Raw genomic sequence first — 23,077 nt, 5'->3', positions numbered from 1 at the left:
TGCTTAATTCAATCTCCCTTACTCCCGTGATTGCGAAGGAGGTTCCGCTTCTTCGGGCGGCGGAATCTCCGAAGGACTCGATTCGGGCGACGGCGAAGAAGTTTCCGCTTCGGGCGGCGGAATTTCCGCAGGAGTCGATTCGGGCGACGGCGAGAGACTCTCGGCCCCGGGCGAGGGAATTTCCGCAGGGCTCGATTCGGGCGACGGCGAGGCACTCTCAGCCCCGGGCGAGGGACTCTCCGAAGGACTTGGGGCGGGAGTTTCCGGCGGTGGCGGAAGTTGTTCGGGCTCTGGCTGGGGGCTTTGGAGGCTTTGCACCCACAAACCTAAACTGCCGCCGGCTAATATCAGCCCCAACAGCCCCAGTAGGGGCAGCGGCAGCTTGGAGCGCCGTTTTTGAACGGGTTCCGGGGCGGGGGAAGTGTCGGGGTACAACAACTGTTTGGACGATTCAGAAAGCTGAGATTCAGGAATCCTCCCGGACTTCTGGAGCGATCGCGGCAGGGACGGCGGCAGCGACACCGAGGCTGACACTGGCGCTGACGCCACCGCCGGATCAAACAGTACCAATCTCTCCGGCGACATCCGACAGTGAGTCGCCACCACGGAGGTGTTGTCATAACCGTTTTTCTCGTTGGCGAGACGAATCCAAGACTGAACCGCAGCTTCCAAAGACATTTTGCCTTCGAGCACCTCTGGGCCGTAATTCTCCCAAGAGCGCTCTACCCAGTCGTTGTCGCTCAAACCGTCGGAACACAGCAGCAGTAAGCCTTCCTCTTCGACAATAAATCGCTGAATCGTCGGGCGCAGGAAATCGGCGTCCCGCGTGCCCAAAGCTTGAGTCAGGGCTCCTGCATCGGCTCGCAGTTGAGTTTCCCAGTACAAACAGTGTCCTAGCTGGACTTCCCTTGAGGCTACGTCGTCGTCCACAGTCAGCCGGTGACAGTAATTTTTGCCAATCCAATAAGCCCGGCTGTCTCCAACATTGACTAAATAAAGTTCGTGACTGTTATTCGAGGGCAAATCCTCGGAAATTTTCACTTTTTGAGGCAACTGGAGGGCCATCACCAAAGTCGTCCCCATCCGCTGCCGCAACTCTTTTCCCTGCTCGTTATTTTGAGCGGAAATCACATTATTCACAACTCTCACTATTTCTTCGAGTTGCTTGATGACCATTGCTGGCGTCATCAACTCTTGTTGTTCGGCAATTTCTGCGAGCAAATTTTGGATTAAAGCTTTCAGGGACTGCACGGCTAATTGACTGGCAACTTCTCCTCCTTCGTGACCTCCAACCCCGTCGCAAACCATTGTCAAGTAAGGAATTAGTTTGTCGTTCCCTGAAGTTTTGCTAAATTGAAAATCAGCAGCAACCGGATAGCAACTGTCTTCATTTTGGGAGCGCTGCGGCCCGGTATCGGTCATGCCGACTACTTCTAAATGTAGAGGTAATTTAGCGGCTTGTTCTAATAGTAAATCGTTTAGTTCCAGGCCGATCGCCTCGAAATTCATGCTGCTGCGGCGCATAAACTGACAAATCTCTCCGAGTTTCGCCTGCACCTCGGGTTGCGCTGATTCCACCAAACCTGACCACACATCTCCCAAATCCCGCAGCGTCGGTACAAAATTGCCCCGGTGCAGTTCCAGCAGGCGTACCCGCCAACCTTCCACCCGCAAATTTTCCGGTACCAGCAAACTCGAAGCGACTCCCTGTTCCGACAGCGGCGCCCACAGTTGGAGCATTTGCCACAGCCAGTAAACTTGGCGCGCGGCGCTTGTCCCCGACCAAGATTCTAAAATAGAAGGATACAGGCGACCGAAATTATTGATGGGCACATTTTCCAACAACAGCACCTCTTCCGCTTCCGGTGCTTCCCCCAGGGAACAAAAACCGTATACTTCCGGCGTATGCAGCCGTTGGGGATACAAATGCAGGTAGGGCATAATGCTATCCGGCAGTTGTTCCGGGACGCTGGGAGGCAGAACTGGACGGCTGTCGAGCCAGATTTGGGGTGCAATGACAAAGTATCGATCGGCTATTACCTTACCCGTCGGCACTTCCTCGGCTGCTTGCCCCACCACCCACACATAGCGATAAATTAAATCCGTTTCGCACGCTGCACAGTGCTGGCGGCCAAAGGTATTGCGGGGATCGGGACAGCTAAGATTCGGGCAATAAATGGGTTCGGAGAAACTGCTGATCATATCGAAATAGTTTGTGTAAAAACATTCTGAAGATATATGATTCGCCAGCCCAAATTCATGAGCTTGAGAATAAACTGATTTTAGCCCCTATCAATTTCTTAACTGCCTTTGGGCGCGTAGAAATTGTAGTTTCTGCCAGTCTGCACCGGCTTAAATTGTAATTTAAGTTACTAAACCCAGACTTGGAGTACGATGGAAGCCTCAACCTGGTACCGCGGCGCGAAAAAGCGCTCTGAGGGCTTGCAAGTGGCAAACCCTTGCAGAGTCAGTTGTTGGCATTTCTTAAATCTTAAATTTCCAATCTAAGATCTAAATAGTATCACCTATTCTTTTTATGATCTGGACTCCGACGCTCCTTTGGCTGCTAGCTGGGTCTTTGCTGTGTTTGGCAGAGCTATTTCTCCCGACTGCTTTTGTCGCTTTTCTGATGGGACTGAGCGCCTTCGCTGTAGCGGGATGTTCTCTAGTTCTACCTTACGTTAATTTACAAATATTCCTCTGGATGGTACTTTCGACAGTTTTTGTGCTGCTGTCTCGGCGGTTGATACCAAAAGGCACGGCAAGGGCGATCGCAGATTCTCAGGAAGCAAAAACTTTAACAGAAATTCCCGCCGGAGAAGCCGGCCGAGTGATTTATGAGGGGAATTCTTGGCAAGCTCGCTGCGAAGACACGAAGGCCACTATCCCCCCCAACCAAAACGTAATTGTCGTGGGACGAAAAGGCACTACTCTGATAGTTTTGCCAGAAAATCTCTTGCATTCTTAAACAAAATGCGTAATTAATCACAGCCAATTAGTAGTTAGTCATCAGTCATTAGTCAACATTTAACAGTCAACACTCAACAGTCAACACTCTATATTTATAGGAGGCGACCGTGGAACAATTTTTTTTACTTGTATTTTTAGCACTCGGCGGATCAGCCCTCGCAGGTTCAGTCAAGATTATCAATCAGGGAAATGAAGCGCTGGTGGAAACTTTAGGTAAATACAGCGGCAAGAAACTGGAACCCGGTTTGAATTTTGTCACGCCGTTTTTCGATCGCGTCGTGTACGAGCAAACAATTCGGGAAAAAGTCTTAGATATTCCTCCGCAAGCTTGTATCACCCGGGATAACGTTTCCTTCACGGTTGATGCTGTGGTTTACTGGCGCATTGTAGACTTGGAAAAAGCTTGTTACAAAGTAGAAAATCTCCAGTCAGCAATGGTAAATATGGTGCTGACTCAAATTCGCGCCGAAATGGGTCAACTGGATCTCGAACAAACCTTTACTGCTCGTTCTCAAATTAATGAAATATTGCTCAGAGATTTAGATATTGTTACCGATCCTTGGGGAGTGAAAGTAACGCGGGTAGAATTGCGCGATATTATCCCTTCTAAAACTGTACAGGAATCGATGGAATTGCAGATGGCAGCCGATCGACGCAAGCGGGCGGCAATTCTGACCTCCGAGGGCGAACGGGAGTCGGCAGTTAACAGCGCCAAAGGTAAAGCTGAAGCGCAAGTTCTCGATGCAGAAGCGCGCCAAAAAGCGACTATTTTGGAGGCGGAAGCTCAACAAAAGGCGATCGTCCTGAAAGCTCAAGCAGAACGCCAAAGTCAGGTTTTGAAAGCTCAAGCTACTTCTGAGGCCTTGCAAATTATCGGCAAAACTCTGCAAAATGACCCCAATGCTCGGGAAGCTTTACAATTTTTGTTAGCTCAAAACTATCTGGATATGGGTCTAAAAATTGGCACCAGCGACAGCAGCAAGGTGATGTTTATGGACCCGCGCAGCATTCCCGCGACGCTCGAAGGAATGCGATCGATCGTTGGGGAAGGTAATAATAATGAGGTGAAAAAGTAATCTTAGCTAGAATGGGCAATTGAAAGAGACTGATAACTCTGTATGAGGGATGAAACTCCTCATACAGAGTTAGCATGAATAGCAAAAACAATTGTGTCGTCACGCACCAAATTATTAAATAATCGGCGTTGCTGAATTAAAATATAATTGATTGGGATAGCAATTCCCAAAAAACAATTTAACACAAGTCATCTTCTATGAAATGTCCTGAATGTAAGTCAACTCATATCAATAAAAATGGGCGAAAAAAAGGCAAGCAGAACTATCTGTGTGTTACCTGTGGTAGACAATTTCTAGACTGCTATCAACCGCACAGAGGTTATGCTCAAGAAGTGAAAGACGAATGCCTACAAATGTATGTTAATGGCATGGGTTTTAGGGAGATTCAAAGAGTCAAAGGTGTACATCATACGACAATTATGAATTGGGTTAAACAACTAGGATAACTCACGGGGAGGATCTCATATTTGTAAAAACACTTCTTCTGGCTCATTCCTTCTTCCTCTTTCCCCGCAGCCAGAGAGCCTCAAAACTCCAATTTTTAGCTTGGCTGCTTTCATTGAGATGCTCCCAACTCACGCCCCGAGTACCATTCTCCTTTAACAAGCTTTCGGGCCTGTTCCACAAAGAATGAATTTCTTGTGGGTGGGATCTTATAGCCAGCCCATAAAAGCCTTATTGAGAATGATGCAAAATCTCAGGTTTCACCCTTTTAAAATTGGCTAACTCTATCTTGAAATCGCCTGGTATCTATTTAAAAATCGATATTCAGGCAACTTCTCTTCGCCGTCAACCTAATAACTCGACACAGTTAAAGCGATCGCCTCCCTATCTCCCAACACCAAACCATACTCCAAACCTTCAACAACCGCTTGATAAGAAGCATCCAAAATATTACCAGAAACCCCCACAGTCGTCCAGCGGTCTTGACCGTTGCTAAACTCAACCAACACGCGAGTTTTAGCAGAAGTTCCCGCACCGGAGTCCAGAATCCGCACCTTGTAATCTGTCAGGTAAAAATGGGCGATCGCCGGATAAAAATTCACCAAAGCTTTCCGCAAAGCCGCATCCAAAGCCGACACCGGGCCGTTTCCTTCGGCAGCTTCCAAAATATTTGTACCGTTTACTGACAATTTGACAGTGGCCAAAGCCGTACAATCTTCGCCAACCTTATCGCAGTGGACTTGAAATCCCTTAATTTCAAACCACGGTGGCCGTTGTTCCAAGGCTTCCCGCATTAACAATTCAAAAGACGCCTCAGCACCCTCAAATTGATATCCCTGACTTTCCAAATCTTTCAATTTTTCTAGAATTTGGCGACAAGTAGGATTTTTGCGATCGAGATCCATTCCAAAAGTGCGCGCCTTCGCCAAAACATTGCTCAAACCCGCTTGATCCGAAATCACAATTCGCCGCCTGTTGCCAATTTTTTCCGGTTCCAAATGTTCGTAAGTTAACGGATTTTTCTCCACAGCCGATACGTGGATTCCCCCCTTGTGAGCAAAAGCCGAAAGACCCACAAAAGGAGCATGATCATCGGGAGCAAGATTGACAATTTCGCTGATCGATCGACTTACTTGAGTTAATTTAACTAATTGCTCGTCTTGAATGCAATTATGACCCAACTTTAGCTGAAAATTAGGAATTAAGGAACATAAATCGGCATTGCCGCAGCGTTCGCCGTAACCGTTAATAGTTCCCTGTACCATCGTCACCCCTTCCTGCACCGCAGCCAAAGCATTAGCAACTGCAACTCCCGAGTCGTTGTGAGTATGAATTCCTAACTGCACAGGTACTTCGCGATTGGTTCCTAAAGCTGCTAAAACATCGCGAACAACGTGACTGACTTCGTGAGGTAAAGTACCCCCGTTAGTATCGCAAAGCACCAGCCATTCTGCACCGGCATCCGCCGCCGCTTCTAAAGTTTTAATAGCATAATCTCGATTGTGCTTGTAGCCGTCAAACCAGTGTTCGGCATCGTAAATAACGCGCCTTCCCTGACTCCGCAAATATTGAATTGTATCTCGAATCATCGCCAGATTTTCTTCTAGCGTCGTCTTCAAACTTTCAATAACGTGCAAATCCCACGACTTGCCAAACAGCGTCACCCAGCGAGTACCGGCGGACAAAATAGCCTGCAACATTTCATCATTAGCTGCTGTAGTTCCCGGCCGCCTAGTCGAACAAAAAGCTACCACTTCTGCTTGAGTTAGGGGCTGTTCTTTGAGACGCCAAAAAAATTGTACGTCTTTAGGATTCGCCCCCGGCCAGCCGCCTTCAATAAAGGGAATTCCTAAACTGTCTAACTGCCGAGCAATTCGCAGTTTGTCTTCGAGAGATAAGGAGAGTCCCTCACACTGAGCACCGTCTCGCAGCGTGGTATCGTAGATCCAGAGCCGATTTGTCATGGGAAATTGCGATCGAGAAATTGGTAATATATCACTTACCATATTAGATGAATTTATTTGAATTTAATGCGATAATATATAGGAAAATTAACATAAATCTAACTGGGGTAAATTGCTGTGGTCAAGGTACAAGCGCAAGGAAAAACATTTGAGTGCGATCGCGGAGCGAATCTCCGTGAAGTTTTGCTCAAAAACGGCATCGATCTCTACAACGGCAACGCCAAAGTCATCAACTGCCACGGCCTCGGCACTTGCGGCACCTGCGCCGTCACCGTCGAGGGCGAAGTTTCTGAGTCCCAGTGGCGCGAAAAAGCCCGACTTTCGGTTCCTCCCCATTCTCCCGCCTCAAACCGCCGTTTATCCTGCCACACCAAGGTTTTAGGCGATATTAAGGTGACAAAATATGACGGTTTCTGGGGTCAAGGTTCTGAAACTGTCTGGAAACCCCAAGCATAGATTTTTTGTTAAGGAAGGCAGATAGGACGATCGCCTTGCCAGATAATCTGTAAGACTTGTGCAAGAATTCTAACTGTAAGGTGCAGACGGGGCACCTTACCATAAAGAAACCCGAGAGGTCAAAAAAGCCAGAAAGTCCATATAAAAGTTAATGAATTCATCTAAAGATATTCTGATTATTGGCGGCGGAATAATTGGCCTTTCGCTAGCAGTAGAACTGAAATTGCGAGGGGCATCTGTCGCAGTTCTTACCGCCGATTCTAAACAACCGACGGCCCGGGCTGCTGCTGGAATGCTTGCCCCGCAAGCCGAACGAATTCCCCCCAGTCCGATGCTGGATTTGTGCTTGCAAAGCCGCGCACTGTATCCCGCCTGGGTGGAACAGCTAGAGAATATTACCGGATTGAAAACGGGGTATTGGCGATCGGGAATTCTCGCACCAGTTTGTCAAAATGAGCCTCCAGAAAAGCCACTTTTGTCAGACCTTAATTATCAATGGTTGGACAGAGATACTGTTCACCAGCACCAGTTTGGATTAGGTCAAGAAGTAATTGGCGGTTGGTGGTATCCTGACGACGCTCAAGTAGACAACCGCGCTTTATTTCGGACACTTCAATTTGCAAGCAAAGAATTAAAAATTGATATTATTCAAGGCCATGCAGAGGAAATTATTCGGCAAAAAAACAGAGTTTTTGGAGTGGAAACAACGGCAGGAAAATTACAAGCTGACCGTTATGTTTTGGCTGCGGGTCCTTGGTCTGAGAAATTATTGGATATTCCTGTTTTTCCAAGAAAGGGACAAATGCTGTCAGTATGTGTACCAGAAGATTGTGGAGTTATCCAGCCCTTGCAAACCGTTCTATTCGGGACTGGCATTTATATTGTGCCACGTCAAGATGGCAGAATTATTATTGGTGCAACTAGCGAAAATGTCGATTTCACGCCGGGAAATACGCCGGCGGGAATCGAAAGTTTGCTAGCAGGAGCGGTTAAGTTATATCCCGAATTACAAAACTATCCAATTCTTGAGTTTTGGTGGGGATTTCGGCCAGCTACTCCTGATGAATTGCCGATTTTGGGTGCTAGTGCTTGGGAGAATTTGACATGGGCGACGGGGCATTACCGCAACGGCATTTTGTTGGCTCCGGTGACGGCTAAATTGTTGGCTGATTTGATTGGGAATCAGAACTCTGATCCGTTATTGGCTGCTTTTCATTATTCGAGGTTTGGAGCTTCAGCACTTACTTGAACCTCTATACGTAGGGTGCAGCGTACCTTACTGCTATAATAGGCGCATCCAACCATTTTTTGGTAAGTCTTGAATTAGTTCGCATCCTGTTTTTTGGGTTGGTTTAATTCCCTGCATTTAGCGGCCGCCAAATCGTAAGCATTTTGGTAATCGCTACCGCCTAACATCAAATCGCCGTAATATTCATAAGGTTGATTGCCATAAATCGGCAGCGGGTCGTCTTCAGGATAATCTTCTTTTGATTCTTCTAGAATTGCTTTGAGTTTCTTGACGCTGAAGCGCTGGACTGGGAAGTAATGAATGTCTTGAGCGATGAAACCGAGATGGGGAAAGGTTGGGTCAACAATTCGCTCGTCGAGTTCAATCCAGCTATATTCGATGGGTTTATATGGCACTCCCGGCACGGCTAAAAAGCCTTGAACATAAATCGCGCCCTCGGTGGCTAACGCTGCTTTACAGGCGTTGTCAAAGCAGTTTTTACGGTTGCTTTTGATGCGAGCCGCCATTTCAATAGAAAGCGTCTCATCTAATAGTTCGGTCATAACCCATTTCTAGTCGCGTGTGCGATTAGATTGTAGCAAATCCGAGCTATCTCCGAGCACACAAAACGCAGGCAATTGCGATCGCTCCTCAAATTCTATTTTCAAGTAATTGAGCCAAAATCCTCTGCGGTTCTGGATGTTGTGTCAGCTTTGGTTTCCGAGATTAGCCGTTTGTCGATCGCCCCTATAGCCCGCCAATAAAAAGTTTTCGCCAGTAGCCCAACTTTTGAGCGTGCGATCGAGTTGGGGGTAGAGCCGGCAACGGTAAAGTGTGCCACAGACGATGCAAGCAAAAATAGCGGCATACATCATCGAAGGTCGATCGTGCAACCAACAATCATATTAATGCCTTCCGGTGCAGCGATTTGTTCGGCGGCTGACAGGCTTCACAGTTTTTTCTGCAAACAACGTTGAGTTATGACGATTCTCGCTGAGACATGGGAATATCCTCGGATTGGTAACAACCGGGAAATAAAGAAAGCCCTGAAAGCATTTTTTACTGGGAAATTAGAGACAGATGCTTTATTGCAGACTGTTCCCGCGCTGAAAAATATGGTAAAGTCTGCTACAGTGCGGCAGCAAGAAACCAATGCGAGTTGAAAATAACAAGCGGCAAGGTAGCTTTGGGTATTGACAGAATCTGTTCATTCACCAAAATATGCTGACCATTAGATACACTGCTTGAAATGGATTTTTCATGCCTGGTTGATGCCTGGTGATTTGTCATGTAAATCTGCCTATCAATCCACCTTTGAAGTGGCAGGTTGATACGGTTCTCCATCACTTACCATTCCTAACTGAATTAATTGTCTAGCAAAGATGGTCATTTGCAACGACGGTTAATAGAGCCATCCCCTATCTCACATTTGCTTGAAATCATGGCGAGCTAAAATTTCACCAAATAAATTATTCTTCTCCTAACCGGTAAGGATCAAATAGAAATCAATTTGTGACCATGATTAGCAATTAGTACCGCATTTTGTTATGATTAAGTACGTCAAATCGGGGATAAGCTTCAGCTTGGCGAAACCACAAAAAAGAGGAGCTAATGAACTAAATATTATCAGCATTTTTGTAAAGTATGGGTCAATTTTCAACCGCCATTCACCCACTTACCTGCAATAAAACCCTGCCAAAAATAGCCAGCTTATCCAGATGGTAAGCTAAGCAATTCTCCACACACCATAGATATACTGAATGAAAACCGCGATCAAAAAGTCGGATTTTGTGCTAGCTCCTTATATGAAGAGCAATAACTTGAAAGCTAGTTGGCAAATACTCAATACAGTGGTTCCTTATACATTCTTATGGTTTTTAGCCTTTAAAGCTGCTGCCATTTCTGTATTCCTGCTCCCGCCGATAATGGTGTTGATGACACTTTTTTCAGGACGTTCTTTCTCTTTGATGCACGATTGCGGACACTATTCTCTTTTTAGTTCCAAAAAAGTCAATCGCCTTATGGGTTTTCTGCTAGGTATTATCAATGCCATTCCTCAGTACCCCTGGTCGAGGGGACACGCTTATCACCACAAACATAATGGTAATTGGGATATGTACCGAGGCCCTTCGGCGTTGATCTCCACCGAAAAATTTGCAGCGCTAAGTCCCTTTAGTCAAAAGATGTATCAGTTACTCAGACACCCATTGATGCTGTTTCCCGGTGGTTTTTTCTATCTAATTATTAAGCCAAGACTCGCGCTAATCTTGGGAATTACTGGTTTTATCCGACATATTTTTGCTTGTCTAAATCAAGATTTAGGCATGGGTTTATCCGCCATCATTGCTTCTTATAAATCCAAACATTGGTATACGAGGGCTGAATTTTGGGATTTACTGTTCAACAATATTTGTGTTGTTGGTAGCTGGATTTATCTGAGCAACTTACTTGGTTTTGGCTTTTTCTGGAGTGTTTACTCAATTGTCATGACCTGTTCAGCAGCGATATTTATCTGTATTTTCTTTGTTCAGCATAATTTTGACGGTTCCTACGCTCATAAAGCCGAGGGTTGGGACTATCTTCTTGGCGCAATTGAAGGCAGTAGTTACCTAAAATTACCAAATCTTCTTAATTGGTTTTCGGCTGATATTGCTTACCACAATATTCATCATCTCTCTGAGCGAATACCTAACTATAATCTTCAGGCTTGTCACAATGCTAATATTCACTTGCTTGCTAATTCAAAATCACTGACAATTCGCGATATTCCTGACTGCTTCCAATTCATTCTTTGGGATGCTGCTTCAGATAGTCTGCAATCGATTAAATTATGGCAACAACAACAAGAAATCCCCTTCAGTAAAGTAGCTAATTAAAATCGGTTGCAATAAATTTGGTGGCTTTTTTAGCACCAAAATCCTATGATTAGAAAGTTAGTGGAATAAGTTTCAACCCTAACTTTCCTGGTTAAGTAGGTGGTTACAAATAAACATTAGATGGATAGGGCTGGTTTAACCGCGAGCTATACTAGCAGCCAGTTTATTCTGACAAACCCCGCCCTTCTCGTCACCAGTTTATTTGCACCTACCTATTTATCTAGGGTCTAACTCTAGATAACTCAAAGTATCGGTCACTTTTCAATGCAGCAATTCCTCTAATTTTTGCTGGTTCCACAAATACTGATAAAGCCCTTTTTGCCCTACCAATTCAATGTGAGTGCCACTCTGAACTATTTCTCCTCTCTCCATCACAAAAATGCGATCGGCACTAGCCGCCGCTGACATTTGATGCGAGATAAAAATTACCGTTTTGCGATCGGTTCCCGTTGCCAAGTTTCGCAAAATGTCGGTAGCAGTTTGATTGTCAACGCTGGAAAGAGCGTCATCCAAAATTAACACCGGAGCGTCAACTAACAAAGCGCGAGCAAGTGCCGTCCGCTGCCGCTGTCCGCCGGATAAAGTAATGCCGCGCTCGCCGACCACTGTTTTGTACTGCTGCGGAAAGTTGAGGATTTCGGCGTGAATTTGCGCTTGTTTTGCCGCGGCTTCAATCTCCGGCTGTTCCGCTAAAGGGTTTCCGTAGCGGATGTTATTCTTGATGGTAGTGCCGAACAGAAAGCTTTCTTGCGGAACGTAGGCGATCGCCCCGCGCAATTGGGTCAATTTTACCTCGGTAATATCCTGTCCGTCTAAAAATAACTGACCCGGAGCGATGTCCAGCAGTCTGGGCAGCGCATTAGCTAAAGTTGATTTTCCCGAGCCGATCGCCCCGACAATTGCGACAGTTTCTCCCGGTTTTATGGTAAAATCAACATCTTTAAGCGCGGGTGTCTTAGCACCGGGATAAGTATAATTTAGATGGCGGGCCACAACTTCGCCTTTGACTGGAGTTGGCAGTTCACCTGCATCGGCAGCATCCTTAATTTGCGGTTCCACAGTCAGAATTGATTCGATGCGATCGACACTCACTTCTCCCCGCTGGTAAGCAGTAATGGTGAAACCCAACAGGGCCGTCGGAAACACCAAACGCTCGACATAAATCAGCAACGCCACAAAATCGCCAATGCTAATTTGACCATTAGCAATTGCCCCGCCACCAGCAGATAGCAGCACCAACAAACTGATACTTGCCAAACCGCCCAGCAGCGGAAAAATAAAGTTTCTAGTTTTTGCTAATTCCAAATTTGCTGATAGCAACTGTGCGTTGGAATTGCGAAAAGCTCGGCGTTCGTTTTCTTCTTGAGCGTATATTTTAATTACGGACATCCCGCTCATATCCTCCTGAATCAAATCGCTCATCGCCGACAATTCCTCTTGCACGGCTAACTGTTGGATGCGAAGTTTGTCGCTGAATAACTGCACCAAAACTAACATTAAAGGATAAACGGCGATCGCCAACAGCGTCAGCCGTACATTAATCCCCAGCATCACCGGCAAAGTCAAAGCATAAGCAAAAGCTGTATTCGCCAAACTGAGTACCGCAAACCCCACCAAGCGCCGAATATTGTCCAAATCGGAAGTAGCGCGGTTAATTAAATCCCCTACCGTATTGGCGGCAAAATAAGACGGTTCTAATGTTAATAAATGGTTAAAAATTTGCTGTTTGAGGTCAAATTCTACTTGACGCCCCACGCCAAACAGCAGAATCCGCGACATCATCCGAATTACCCACATAATTGAGGCGAGGATCAGAATTAGTGCCACGAAGTTGAAAACTTCGTCAAATTTAGTCGCAACTTGGAGAGTGTCAACTGCATTCCGAATCAGCAGGGGAATGTAAACGCCCACAGCATTGACAATTAACAGCGAAAAAATGCCCCAGAATGTTGGCTTCCAGTGCGGGCGCATATAAGAGCCGAGTTTTTGCAGTCGAGAATAACGAGCCATTTGTTAGTGCGTAATTTGAGATTGATTGAGGAAAGGAAGAAGGTTCGGCAACGGATTTTGTAACGGATGTAACGGATGTAACGGATGTAACGGATGTCAGGAAGAAGGAAGAAGGAAGGCGCAATCTTCAGCTCATGTTTCAGCAATTAAGAACGTCCTAATAGTCTTGGCGGTTGCTATAGAAGGTAGAAGTTTGAAAAAAGAAGAGAAGCTCTATCGAAAGGTAGATGACCGAAAACACAAGTTAAGAAAATTTTAATAAAAATTCTGCTTTGGGATAACGTGCCATCAAAATTAGGTTTTGATATTAACTAAAACCTGATTATATCGATATGTAACAAACCACATTATATCTGTGGGAACACGAGATCTGTGGGGACACGGCAATGCCCTGTCCTTAGCCACCCGGAACGAGCTCGCCCAAATCTCCGATCCGCCCCCGCAATCCCCCCCAGCGTTGAGTCGCGCTACAATCAAAAATCGATCGACTTAGCACTCAGCCTCAGAGAGTGCTAAATTTGCTAATGTAAGCGATTGGAGACAAACATGACCAAAATAGTTGCATTTAGCGACAAATCTCGGCGGGCACTAGAACGCGGCGTCAATCAACTCGCCGATGCTGTCCGCATCACCTTGGGCCCGAAAGGCCGGAACGTCCTATTGGAAAAGAAATACGGCGCTCCCCAAATCGTTAACGACGGTATCACCGTTGCTAGGGAGATCGAACTCGAAGACCCCCTGGAAAATGCCGGCGCTCGCTTAATTCAAGAAGTCGCCTCCAAAACTAAAGATATCGCAGGCGACGGCACAACAACCGCAACGGTTCTAGCTCAATCCCTGATTCGCGAAGGTTTGAAGAATGTAGCCGCGGGCGCGAACCCAGTCGCGCTGCGCCGGGGTATTGAAAAAACGATCGCCCACTTGGTGCTGGAAATCGAGAAATTGGCGAAACCCGTCGAAGGGGCTGCAATTGCTCAAGTCGCTACTGTCTCCGCCGGTAACGACGAAGAAGTCGGCGCCATGATTGCCCAAGCAATGGAAAAAGTCACCAAAGACGGCGTAATTACTGTAGAAGAGTCGAAATCTCTGACAACAGAATTGGAAGTTGTCGAAGGGATGCAGTACGATCGCGGATATCTTTCTCCGTATTTCGTCACTAACACCGACCGCATGGAAGTTGAGTACGAAAACGCTCGCCTCCTGATTACCGACAAAAAAATTAGCTCGATTCAAGAACTAATTCCAGTTCTCGAAAAAATCGCCCGCACAGGTCAACCGCTGCTAATTATCGCCGAAGATATTGAAGGCGAAGCTTTGGCAACTCTGGTAGTCAACAAAGCCCGCGGCGTATTGAACATCGCAGCAACGAAATCTCCTGGTTTTGGGGAGCGGCGCAAAGCTATGCTTCAAGATATCGCCGTGCTCACCGGCGGTCAACTGATTTCTGAAGAAGTCGGACTCAGCATCGATACCGCAACCCTAGAAATGCTCGGTACCGCCCGCAAAATTACCATCGACAAAGAAAACACGATCATTGTTGCTGGCGAAGAACACAAAGCTGACGTGCTAAAACGGATCGAGCAAATCCGCAAGCAGCTAGAAGCGACGGATTCCGACTACGACAAGGAAAAGCTAACCGAACGCATCGCCAAACTCGCCGGCGGCATCGCTGTAATTAAAGTCGGCGCAGCTACCGAAACCGAGCTCAAAGACCGTAAACTGCGTATTGAAGACGCTTTGAACGCTACTAAAGCTGCTGTGGAAGAAGGTATCGTTGCCGGAGGTGGCACGACCTTAATTCACCTGATTACAAAAATAGATGCGATCAGAGATACTTTAGACGCCGAAGAACAAGTAGGCGCTGACTTGGTGAAGAAAGCTTTGGAAGCACCATTGCGTCAAATCGCTGATAATGCCGGTGTTGAAGGTTCGATCGTCATCGAGCGAGTGCGGGCGAGCGAGTTCAACATTGGCTACAACGCACTCACCGACGTGTACGAAGATATGATTGCCGCCGGGATTATTGACCCGGCTAAGGTGGTGCGATCGGCTTTGCAAAATGCCGGTTCCATCGCTGGTATGGTGCTGACCACGGAAGCTGTGATTGTCGAAAAACCCGAGAAGAAAAAAGCCGGCGGCGGCGACATGGGCGACATGGGTGGCATGGGCGGCATGGGCGGCATGGGCGGCATGGGCGGCATGGGCGGCATGGGCGGCATGGGCGGCATGGGCATGATGTAGTCTTCAGCCATTAGTTTGTAGTCTGTAGAGTGCGCCATAAGCACTATGGGTGCAAACAAGCGCGTCTTATGTACTACCCGTCTACTGTTTGACGATTAAGGCAGCTTCTCCCCCCGGCGTCCCCTGATAGTCCGGGGGGAGAAGCTATCCAAGTCCCCTTCTTAAGGGAGATGCAATGGGGCTCGGCATTAAGCTAGAAGCGATAGTTCTCAGGGATTTTAAGCTTAAGTTGACACCTATGCAGTGCGCGCCCTCTCGGTCAACTAAAATCCTTCCCAGAAACCGCGTCTCCCCCTCTGCCCTTATCCTTTAAGACGAGGGAGTTACATTGTTGCTGTGCAAGTCTTGAGGAGATTGAAACAGAGTTTCGAGATAAACTCTCGCAGCTTGGCGATAACTGCGCGAAGCTTCAGGCGTACCGCTATCGGCATTCTGCAACAAAAACAGCGACAGGGCCGCGCAAAATACTCGGTCTAGATCCCATTCGGGATGGGTTTCCAGGTAAGTTTTGAGAGAATCGTGCAGCGTTTCGGGAATTTCAGCAAAAATACTGACTGTTGGGTTCATCATTTTTTTTAGTCTCGCTAATAAATTGAAAACAGAACCCCCCCTTCGGCCGGATACAGGTGCAGGCACAGCCGAAATCAGAGCGCTTTTTTTTAGGTCGGTCGCATCATTGTGCGCTATGAGGGGGTGGGTTTGTCAATGTTGCGAAATATTACAAAGTCCTTTAGATAAAAAAAAGGTTTACCAAAGAATCAGCTTTTCAGGGCATTTTTTGTTACATATCTTTATGTGTTGGGCGGTTTATGAGGGATTGGGCAGCAAGTTAAGGAAATCCCCAATTCCGCAGCAAGATGCTACCGTGCCGTTAATTTCTGTGGAAAACTTTGTCGAATCTGTGGAAAACCTCAGACTTGCCTGGGGAAACGCTGTGGAATGTTTAGGGAAAAGTCAGGGAAAAAATAAGAATTGCAAAGGGCATGGGGCATGGGGCATGGGGCATGGGGCATGGGGCATGGGTAGCAAATAACAAATGATTAATGACTACTGACTGCTGACTGCTGACTGCTGACTACTGACTACTGACTTCCTAAGTGCCACTCTGCCGCTTTTTGGCGGATGGTTGCCAATTCTGCCGGCGGCATTTTGTCGAGATTGGCTAAGAGAAAGCTCATGCGACCGATCGACTGAAGTTTGTCGCGGTGGCGCGCTAGGAAATCCCAGTAGGGAAGATTTATCATCTGTGCGGTTGATAGCAGCTTGGTTCTGCCAAAGTCGAGCGCCTAATATCCAAACGCCAACAGTCATTTTATTTGTTTCACCATTGCACCATAAAAGTTATCTTTTACTGTTCATGAGGGCTGGTCGTTTATTCAGAAAAATTAATTGGCGGAAAAATCACAACAAATCAAAACTCATAATTTCTCCGCTTGTGGCGAGAACGTACTAGAGCATAACATTGATTTCCAAAGATAGGGACACCGACCAGCAAATTTAAATTTTATGTCGGTGTATCCTTCAGATGTTAATAACTTGGTCAGCGTCTCTACTGAAAAAAATTTAATGTGACCGTTATCCCAAAGAACGGTAAAATGTTTATCTAGTTTGCCGGAAACCGCTAAAGCCAGATTTTTTAAATAGCCGTGATAGGGTGTGGAAATAATTAGTCTTCCTCCCGGAGCGAGGCATTTCTTGGCAGTTTTGGCTAGTTCTTTAGGATAAAGCAAGTGTTCGATTACTTCAATAGCTAAGACAACATCAAATGAGTTCAGAATATCGGTATCTGGGAGGTCGTAAATATCTGCTTGGATAAACTGACACTCCGGGAAACTTTGACGAGAGATGGCAATTCCGGGCGCAGAAGTGTCAACGCCGACAACTTCGCAGCCGTGCTCTGCGATAACGTGACTGAGGCTGCCATTGCCACAGCCGAGATCCAAAACTCGGAGTTTTGTCTTGCTGGTCTGCTGAAGTGTCGCCAGCATTTCTAAAAGGGGAGATATCAAATAAGCGTGATGATATCTCGGACGGTTGTTTGTGTAATAATACGTATAATTGGTAAAGTTTTTTTTCATCGATTAAGCTATGGAGATTATTGCCGAGACCGCGAATTTACGGAGCGTGGGTGCACTGTTTGGGCCACGGTTGCCCACATTAGGGTTGTCAGAGTCGATCTGCAGCTCGATCGTCTCATTCTTTTTGTTTGACCGGTGAATTATTGTCACCGAATCAATCGGGTGGCAAAAGAAATCTTTGACAGGGTGCAAAATCTTGCATCGCCCATCTCTGGCCCATCTCTCGAAGGCATTCGGAAAGAAAAAGTCCGATGGAGCAGAATTCTCTCTGTACACTAGCCGGAGACAGAACTTTTTGCCCGTTAATTTTGATCCAAGAGTGCATCCATGCGATTCTAGCTTCAAGCAAGTGCGGTATGTCCACCCGAGGCTTTTTTGCAGCCTGAAAAATTGGCCCCTGGGCGATGAGGTGCCAGTCGCTCCGAGAATTGAGAAGGGAAGTGTGACCGAAATCACAGGCATTTGCGAAACAAATTGCTGAGCATATTTGGGTCAACACACTTAGAATCGAGATTACTACAGTGGCTTCTATAATTGTGTTTAAATGTTGTTCTGAAGCTGTGTTGTTCAGTCAGCAGAGCCCCCTAGACAGATTCAGGCTTTCGGTCTGGTTTATTTCACTGTAATGGTCGCTGTTGGGTGTTGCACCTTAATTTAGATATTTCCTATGGTTAAGTTAGGTCAATCCTCCTTTCGCCGTATTTTACTGTCGCGGATTTTGTTGCTCAGCGTACCGGTTCTACTGGTGGGGGAGTATGTTACCTATCGCAAGGCACGCTCGACGCTTCTGGAAACTGCTCGTCTAAACTTGACAGAAAGTGCAGCCAGAAAAGCAGAAACTATTGAACAGTGGGCGAAATCGCTGAAGTCGAATCTGATCGGCGCTTCGGAAAGCTCGATGTTGCAGTCTGTAAATCCGAAGGATTATCAAAAGTTTATCGCGCAATTAGGGCAGCGGTTGCCAGCGCAGGTTGATTGCTTGCAATTGACTAATTTAAAGACAAATCAAGTGATAGCAAGCACTTGCGGGCAGCAGCCGATTCAGTCGCTGCCGGCAAAATTTTGGCCGCCCGTACAGCAGCAGCAAACGCTGCTGGACGACAAGAGCGTTTACATTCGTCTGTCCTTACCTCCGCAGCGACAGGGGACAGCAAACGATCGGAAGGGGGCTTTGGGGGCTGAGGATTTTCCAGAGGCGGGTAAAGAAGGCCGCGATACCCAAGCGAGTTTGGTGTTGAGCGCTCCTGTTTACATTCGTCGGGGCAATACCCTGCAGTTGAGTTATGCTTTGAGTTTGCAGTCGGCCTTGCCTGTGCAAACCAGCGCTCCCAAAGGTTCTTTAGCCGGCTATACGGTGGCGATCGACCAAGATGGGACGATTTTGGCGCACCCGAATATCAACCGCGTGGGCCGCAATATCGACCAAGAGGCAGATGCCGCTCGACTAAAAAGTATTGTCCGAAGGGCGATCGCAGGCGGAAAAGATTTTCTCCATCTATTTTCCTTTGAAAGGAATGGTGTAGAGTTGCTAGCAGGATACGCTGCTATCCCGAGTCCTACAACTAAACAGGAGAACAGCAAGTGGATTATTTTAGCTGTCTCTCGTTTAGATTACGCTCTGTCAGGTTTGGAAGAAATTCAGCAAGTTTTATTTAATTTAATTGTAGGTTTGGTTGCTGCTAGTATCATCGCGACTTTATATCTGTCTCGCGACTTGGCGCGTCCTGTGGAAAAACTGAGAGACTACGCGATGAAAGTAGATACGGAAGTGTCGCAGACAGTGCCCCAAGATTTCCAAATTAGGGAATTTAATCAACTATCAGAAGCACTCAACAGCATGGTGCAGCGCCTCAGATCCTGGGCCCGAGAATTGGAAGTCGCAACCAAAGAAGCGCAAGTCGCCAATCAATTAAAAAATGAATTTTTGGGGAATATTTCTCACGAATTGAGAACGCCACTTAACGGGATTATTGGTTTTATTCAAATTGTGCGGGACGGCTACTGCGATGACCGAGATGAAGAAATGGAATTTTTACAACGGGCCCACGATTCGTCAATGCAATTGCTCAATATTATTAATGATATTTTGGACATTGCTAAAATAGAATCCGGCACCTTTTCCATGATGTTAGAAGTAGTTGATATTACCCAGGTACTTGAAGACGCGATTGATTTGCAAGCGACTCAAATTGAGGAAAAAGGCTTGAAGTTAAGTTTGCCAGCTCCTCACGATCCGATTATTGTTCATGCCGATCCCGAGAAGCTAAAACAGGTGTTTTTAAACGTGTTAAGCAATGCCGTTAAGTTTACAGAGTCCGGCAGCATTAATATATCTGTGCGGCTAGAATCGAGGACTAATTCTGGTAGTTTTAACGGCAGTGCTGACAGTACGACTAGCCCCAGCGGTCAAAGCGATTGGGTGGTGGTGACAATTAAAGATACGGGAATTGGTATCGATCCCGAGCACCAGCAGAAATTGTTTCAACCTTTTGTGATGGCTGATGGTTCTACAACTCGCAAGTTTGGCGGTAACGGTTTGGGCTTGGCTATCTCGCGAAGGATAATGGAATCTATGATTGGAAGCATTACCCTGCACAGCGCGGGCGTGAATCAAGGTACTACAGTGATGATTTCTTTGCCTGTCAATCAGCAGTCAAGTTTTTATTTTCAGAGCCCGGACTTAGTAACGGAAAAGGGAAATTTCAAAAGTTGAGGAGTGATTTTCCCAATCTAAAATCTAAAATCTAAAATGGTATTAGGGGCTGTCCCCCGAGTTCGAGGGATTTGCTCAAAGTGCTGAGAATGCGGATTAATTCGACGGAAGCCGCGCCCGAAGAGGTAAGAGAGGGGGTATTTGTTTGCACGCAGTTGAGGAAGCGATCGCACACTCGCCTCAGCGGTTCTACTTGTTCTAAACTCAACACTTCGCGGTGTCTGGTGCTTGTTGGCTGCGGCGCGATCCTCTTCGTTGGCGTAGCCCCCGTAGGGGCGGGCTTCGCTAACGCACTTTCAAAAGAGTTATTCTCTTCGCCCGGGTAATCTGAAGGGCCGCGCTGCAAAATCAGGGGAGTTTCTGGCAACATTTCATCAAAAATCAAGGTTCCCAAACTGCCAACAACTGTTAAGCGCCGTTGTTTGTCGGGATTTAGCCAGCACAGGTGAATAAATGCTTGAAATCCGTCGGGATAGGTGAGCGTTACCCAAACTAAATCTGCTAGTTTTTCTGCCGGATTAGTAGTCAGCAGTGAAGGAGCCAATTGATTTTCAATTTCTGCTGCTTCTTTATTTATTCCTGATTCCTTCTTCCCTTTTCCTGATTCCTTCGGAAATACAGTGCCGATCGCCCTTACTTCAATTGGCCTTTGTTCCAGCCAAGTATTGAAAATAGCGATATCGTGAATAGCCAAGTCCCAAAGGGCATCAACGTCATGGCGCACCGGTTTAAAATGGGTGCGCTGGGCGTAACCGTAGCGCAATTTTCCGAGTTGATGCTGTTGAATAATTCTTTGACCTCGATCGACTGCTGGATGAAACAGATAAGTGTGGTCAACGAAGAGTTGTCGCTGCTGTTTTTCGGCTAATTGACTGAGTTCTATTGCTTCAGTGAGGTTGAGGGCGAGGGGTTTTTCTGCTAAGACGTGGTAGCCTTGTTTCAGCGCTGCTGCTGCGAGGGTGTAGTGTGTGGAAGCTGGAGTAGCGATCGCCACAGCTTGCAGTCCCGGCAAGGCTTGCACTTGAGACCAATCGGTAGCTAGAATCACCGAGGCATCGAGATTAAACTGTTTTTGAACAGCCACCAATGAATCTCGATTCTGGTCTACCACCGCTAAAACTTGGCTGTTGGGATGTTCGAGAAAGTTGCGAATTAGGTTAACTCCCCAGCGACCTGCCCCCAATACAGCTATTCCGATTTTCATTGATAATAATTTAAAAAATCGCACAGTAATTATAGCATATTTTGTTATTATTATCTATGTTTTAATTCAAAAAAATCACTGTTGACTGTTAACTGTTGGCAGTAGTTATTGGTTATTGGTTATTGGTGGCAGCTAACAAATAACAAATAACTGATAACACCACTCAACAGTCAACAGTCAACAGTCAACAGTCAACAGTCAACAGTCAACAGTCAACAGTCAACAGTCAACAGTCAACAGTCAACTAACTACTGACTATCAACTAATTTATTGAAAGCTGCCTGAGCCGCTGCTTGTTCGGCCGCTTTGATCGATCGACCTTTTCCCTCTGCTACCAACTTTCCCTGAATGAGAACTTCTGCGGTAAAACGATCTTCCCCGCCCTGCACTGTCCCGGTTTCTTGGACGCTATATTTGGGCAAAGTTTTGTATTTGCCTTGAGTCAACTCTTGGAGAGCAGCTTTGTAGTTTTGGCGGGCAGGATCGCTGCGGATTTCTGCCGCTAGGCGTTGAAAGTGAGAATCTAGCCAAGGGCGAATTAATTCTAACGTCTGGGTACTCAAATAAAGCGCAGCCAGTACAGCTTCCAAAGCATCTGCCAGCCGGGGTTCAGCGCCTGTTTTGTCCGAGGCGGCACTGCTGGAAACAATTAAATAGCGATCGAACCCGTAACTTTCAGCGATTTTAGCAAGAATGCGATCGCTCACCAAGATCGATCGAATAGCAGCAAATTCCCCCACTGTACAGTCAGGATAAACCTCAAACAACAATTCCGACGCCGCCAGCCGCACAACTGCATCCCCGACAAACTCTAGTTGCTCGTAATTTGCCTTAGCTGACGCGCTCGCATGAGTCAAAGCTAAATCGAGGAGATGCCATTTTATCGAAGCATCCTTCGTCAGTCCCAATTTTTGAATTAATGTTTCAAGTTGCTTTTGGCGACCCGGATAAATCATACCATTTTAGATTTTAGATTTTAGATTTTAGATTTTAAATTTGGGAATGACGGATGACTATCTGGGTTGAGAACTTGTCAAAAGTTGCATTTTTTTTTACAGGTATCAGATCCATATTAATAACTTTTTCCTTAAAACAATAAATATTTATCCGGGTGATTATGGTGCACCTTACCGCAAATCTTCCTCCGGGTGTGCAGTGCACACCTTTCCCAACAAAAAACAGGTCGAAAGGATTTGTTGACCTTATTCCCAAGCGGTAATTTTAATTAAATGGGGGGGAAAAAGTCGGACATAAGCCGGGTTCTGTTCTCTCAACTGCAAGCAGTTTTCGAGGGCAGTTATCTATCTGGGGCGCCTGTTACCAGACGCCTCAAGCGGTACCAAAAAACGGAACTGGTAAAAAACCAACCATAGTTCCTCCGACCTTGCTCCCAACTGGGGTTTACCGAGCCAGCACCTCTCGATGCTGCTGGTGCGCTCTTACCGCACCTTTGCACCCTTACCCCCTAACACTTTGCGATTTTCGATGCTTGATTTTTGATTCAATCTCAAATCTCACATCTCAAATCGGGGGGCGGTATCTTTCTGTGGCACTATCCTCACGATCGCTCGCACTGGGCGTTACCCAGCAAGTTTGGTTTTTCGGGAGCCCGGACTTTCCTCAGACAAGCTTTCGCTCATCCGCAACCGCCTGCGCCTACTTTTTCCCCAGATTTATTGTACGCGATCGTTCGTCAATCAATTTAAGATTTGAGATTGAAGATTTTAACTTGTCGCCGACTTAATTTGGACATTTGTGTTTATTCAAACTCTTGTACGGTGGGTCCGAAAGCCCGCCCAACAATTAAATTTCCATGC

At 46.5% G+C, this 23,077-nt stretch carries 19 protein-coding genes, 1 other RNA gene and 1 pseudogene; 10 read left to right on the top strand and 11 right to left on the bottom strand.

The window, feature by feature from the left end; translation table 11 throughout:
• Nucleotides 1-18: 18 nt before the first annotated feature.
• Nucleotides 19-2,202: a protein phosphatase 2C domain-containing protein gene (locus QUB14_RS14605; RefSeq protein ID WP_333217666.1), complete on the bottom strand. Its 2,184-nt coding sequence runs from the start codon at nt 2,200-2,202 to the stop codon at nt 19-21.
• Nucleotides 2,203-2,536: 334 nt separating this feature from the next.
• Here QUB14_RS14605 and QUB14_RS14600 point away from each other — a divergent pair, with 334 nt between their 5' ends.
• The 3 genes and pseudogenes from QUB14_RS14600 to QUB14_RS14590 form a co-directional block, all read left to right on the top strand.
• A complete protein-coding gene (locus QUB14_RS14600) occupies nt 2,537-2,968 on the top strand; it encodes an NfeD family protein (protein ID WP_333217665.1) in 432 nt (143 codons plus the stop codon).
• A gap of 109 nt (nt 2,969-3,077) precedes the next feature.
• On the top strand, nt 3,078-4,046 hold the full coding sequence (locus tag QUB14_RS14595; RefSeq protein WP_006634417.1) for an SPFH domain-containing protein: 969 nt from the start codon (nt 3,078-3,080) through the stop codon (nt 4,044-4,046).
• 197 nt (nt 4,047-4,243) lie between these two features.
• A pseudogene (locus QUB14_RS14590) lies at nt 4,244-4,489 on the top strand (IS1/IS1595 family N-terminal zinc-binding domain-containing protein); the annotation flags it as partial.
• 351 nt (nt 4,490-4,840) lie between these two features.
• On the opposite strand, the gene cimA reads toward QUB14_RS14590, so the two are convergent.
• The gene (gene cimA / locus QUB14_RS14585; protein WP_333217664.1) at nt 4,841-6,454 is read right to left on the bottom strand and encodes a citramalate synthase; all 1,614 of its coding nucleotides are present in this window, start codon (nt 6,452-6,454) and stop codon (nt 4,841-4,843) included.
• Nucleotides 6,455-6,571: 117 nt separating this feature from the next.
• Between cimA and QUB14_RS14580 the strand changes: the two genes are divergently transcribed.
• The gene (locus tag QUB14_RS14580; protein WP_333217663.1) at nt 6,572-6,910 is read left to right on the top strand and encodes a 2Fe-2S iron-sulfur cluster-binding protein; all 339 of its coding nucleotides are present in this window, start codon (nt 6,572-6,574) and stop codon (nt 6,908-6,910) included.
• Nucleotides 6,911-7,061: 151 nt separating this feature from the next.
• On the top strand, nt 7,062-8,159 hold the full coding sequence (gene thiO / locus QUB14_RS14575) for a glycine oxidase ThiO (RefSeq protein ID WP_333217662.1): 1,098 nt from the start codon (nt 7,062-7,064) through the stop codon (nt 8,157-8,159).
• A gap of 74 nt (nt 8,160-8,233) precedes the next feature.
• Here thiO and QUB14_RS14570 read toward each other — a convergent pair whose 3' ends face one another.
• The gene (locus QUB14_RS14570) at nt 8,234-8,701 is read right to left on the bottom strand and encodes a hypothetical protein (RefSeq protein WP_190734193.1); all 468 of its coding nucleotides are present in this window, start codon (nt 8,699-8,701) and stop codon (nt 8,234-8,236) included.
• Between the two features lie 101 nt (nt 8,702-8,802).
• The gene (locus QUB14_RS14565; RefSeq protein WP_333217661.1) at nt 8,803-9,006 is read right to left on the bottom strand and encodes a hypothetical protein; all 204 of its coding nucleotides are present in this window, start codon (nt 9,004-9,006) and stop codon (nt 8,803-8,805) included.
• Between the two features lie 112 nt (nt 9,007-9,118).
• Here QUB14_RS14565 and QUB14_RS14560 point away from each other — a divergent pair, with 112 nt between their 5' ends.
• The gene (locus QUB14_RS14560; protein ID WP_190663429.1) at nt 9,119-9,301 is read left to right on the top strand and encodes a hypothetical protein; all 183 of its coding nucleotides are present in this window, start codon (nt 9,119-9,121) and stop codon (nt 9,299-9,301) included.
• 597 nt (nt 9,302-9,898) lie between these two features.
• Entirely contained in the window at nt 9,899-11,014 is a 1,116-nt protein-coding gene (locus QUB14_RS14555; protein WP_333217660.1) for a fatty acid desaturase, read from the top strand.
• Nucleotides 11,015-11,275: 261 nt separating this feature from the next.
• On the opposite strand, the gene QUB14_RS14550 is transcribed toward QUB14_RS14555, so the two are convergent.
• A complete protein-coding gene (locus QUB14_RS14550) occupies nt 11,276-13,024 on the bottom strand; it encodes an ABC transporter ATP-binding protein (protein ID WP_333217659.1) in 1,749 nt (582 codons plus the stop codon).
• Nucleotides 13,025-13,570: 546 nt separating this feature from the next.
• Here QUB14_RS14550 and groL point away from each other — a divergent pair.
• The gene (gene groL, locus QUB14_RS14545) at nt 13,571-15,265 is read left to right on the top strand and encodes a chaperonin GroEL (protein WP_333217658.1); all 1,695 of its coding nucleotides are present in this window, start codon (nt 13,571-13,573) and stop codon (nt 15,263-15,265) included.
• 309 nt (nt 15,266-15,574) lie between these two features.
• On the opposite strand, the gene QUB14_RS14540 is transcribed toward groL, so the two are convergent.
• On the bottom strand, nt 15,575-15,832 hold the full coding sequence (locus QUB14_RS14540) for a DUF2811 domain-containing protein (RefSeq protein WP_050813024.1): 258 nt from the start codon (nt 15,830-15,832) through the stop codon (nt 15,575-15,577).
• 211 nt (nt 15,833-16,043) lie between these two features.
• Here QUB14_RS14540 and QUB14_RS14535 point away from each other — a divergent pair, with 211 nt between their 5' ends.
• Nucleotides 16,044-16,298, top strand: a complete 255-nt coding sequence (locus QUB14_RS14535) for a hypothetical protein (protein WP_242728929.1) — start codon at nt 16,044-16,046, stop codon at nt 16,296-16,298.
• A 49-nt stretch (nt 16,299-16,347) separates the two neighbouring features.
• Here the strand turns inward: QUB14_RS14535 and QUB14_RS14530 are convergent, their stop codons facing one another.
• Both QUB14_RS14530 and QUB14_RS14525 read right to left on the bottom strand, forming a co-directional pair.
• Nucleotides 16,348-16,509, bottom strand: a complete 162-nt coding sequence (locus QUB14_RS14530; protein ID WP_333217657.1) for a hypothetical protein — start codon at nt 16,507-16,509, stop codon at nt 16,348-16,350.
• A 174-nt stretch (nt 16,510-16,683) separates the two neighbouring features.
• Complete coding sequence (locus tag QUB14_RS14525; protein ID WP_333217656.1) at nt 16,684-17,343, bottom strand: class I SAM-dependent methyltransferase; 660 nt, start codon at nt 17,341-17,343, stop codon at nt 16,684-16,686.
• A gap of 667 nt (nt 17,344-18,010) precedes the next feature.
• Here QUB14_RS14525 and QUB14_RS14520 point away from each other — a divergent pair.
• Nucleotides 18,011-20,056: an ATP-binding protein gene (locus tag QUB14_RS14520; RefSeq protein WP_333217655.1), complete on the top strand. Its 2,046-nt coding sequence runs from the start codon at nt 18,011-18,013 to the stop codon at nt 20,054-20,056.
• A gap of 31 nt (nt 20,057-20,087) precedes the next feature.
• On the opposite strand, the gene QUB14_RS14515 is transcribed toward QUB14_RS14520, so the two are convergent.
• The 3 genes from QUB14_RS14515 to rnpB form a co-directional block, all read right to left on the bottom strand.
• The gene (locus QUB14_RS14515; protein ID WP_333217654.1) at nt 20,088-21,260 is read right to left on the bottom strand and encodes a Gfo/Idh/MocA family oxidoreductase; all 1,173 of its coding nucleotides are present in this window, start codon (nt 21,258-21,260) and stop codon (nt 20,088-20,090) included.
• A gap of 248 nt (nt 21,261-21,508) precedes the next feature.
• Nucleotides 21,509-22,216 carry a ribonuclease III gene (gene rnc, locus QUB14_RS14510; RefSeq protein WP_333217653.1) on the bottom strand — a complete coding sequence of 236 codons (708 nt, stop codon included), beginning with the start codon at nt 22,214-22,216 and terminating at the stop codon, nt 21,509-21,511.
• 280 nt (nt 22,217-22,496) lie between these two features.
• Nucleotides 22,497-22,923: RNase P RNA component class A (gene rnpB / locus QUB14_RS14505), an RNA gene on the bottom strand.
• Nucleotides 22,924-23,077 lie beyond the last annotated feature (154 nt).

The organism is Microcoleus sp. B3-D2, assembly GCF_036705345.1.
Classification (GTDB): Bacteria; Cyanobacteriota; Cyanobacteriia; order Cyanobacteriales; family Microcoleaceae; genus Microcoleus.
This window is presented reverse-complemented; position numbering and strand designations above follow the sequence as displayed.

Bases quoted from the DNA above. Each gene is read 5' to 3' on its own strand.
- cimA (WP_333217664.1), bottom strand. From the start codon at position 6,454: ATGACAAATCGGCTCTGGATCTACGATACCACGCTGCGAGACGGTGCT.
- rnc (WP_333217653.1), bottom strand. From the start codon at position 22,216: ATGATTTATCCGGGTCGCCAAAAGCAACTTGAAACATTAATTCAAAAA.
- QUB14_RS14605 (WP_333217666.1), bottom strand. From the start codon at position 2,202: ATGATCAGCAGTTTCTCCGAACCCATTTATTGCCCGAATCTTAGCTGT.
- thiO (WP_333217662.1), top strand. From the start codon at position 7,062: ATGAATTCATCTAAAGATATTCTGATTATTGGCGGCGGAATAATTGGC.
- QUB14_RS14520 (WP_333217655.1), top strand. From the start codon at position 18,011: ATGGTTAAGTTAGGTCAATCCTCCTTTCGCCGTATTTTACTGTCGCGG.
- QUB14_RS14550 (WP_333217659.1), bottom strand. From the start codon at position 13,024: ATGGCTCGTTATTCTCGACTGCAAAAACTCGGCTCTTATATGCGCCCG.
- QUB14_RS14540 (WP_050813024.1), bottom strand. From the start codon at position 15,832: ATGAACCCAACAGTCAGTATTTTTGCTGAAATTCCCGAAACGCTGCAC.
- QUB14_RS14600 (WP_333217665.1), top strand. From the start codon at position 2,537: ATGATCTGGACTCCGACGCTCCTTTGGCTGCTAGCTGGGTCTTTGCTG.
- groL (WP_333217658.1), top strand. From the start codon at position 13,571: ATGACCAAAATAGTTGCATTTAGCGACAAATCTCGGCGGGCACTAGAA.
- QUB14_RS14525 (WP_333217656.1), bottom strand. From the start codon at position 17,343: ATGAAAAAAAACTTTACCAATTATACGTATTATTACACAAACAACCGT.
- QUB14_RS14560 (WP_190663429.1), top strand. From the start codon at position 9,119: ATGACGATTCTCGCTGAGACATGGGAATATCCTCGGATTGGTAACAAC.
- QUB14_RS14565 (WP_333217661.1), bottom strand. From the start codon at position 9,006: ATGCCGCTATTTTTGCTTGCATCGTCTGTGGCACACTTTACCGTTGCC.
- QUB14_RS14515 (WP_333217654.1), bottom strand. From the start codon at position 21,260: ATGAAAATCGGAATAGCTGTATTGGGGGCAGGTCGCTGGGGAGTTAAC.
- QUB14_RS14530 (WP_333217657.1), bottom strand. From the start codon at position 16,509: ATGATAAATCTTCCCTACTGGGATTTCCTAGCGCGCCACCGCGACAAA.
- QUB14_RS14570 (WP_190734193.1), bottom strand. From the start codon at position 8,701: ATGACCGAACTATTAGATGAGACGCTTTCTATTGAAATGGCGGCTCGC.
- QUB14_RS14555 (WP_333217660.1), top strand. From the start codon at position 9,899: ATGAAAACCGCGATCAAAAAGTCGGATTTTGTGCTAGCTCCTTATATG.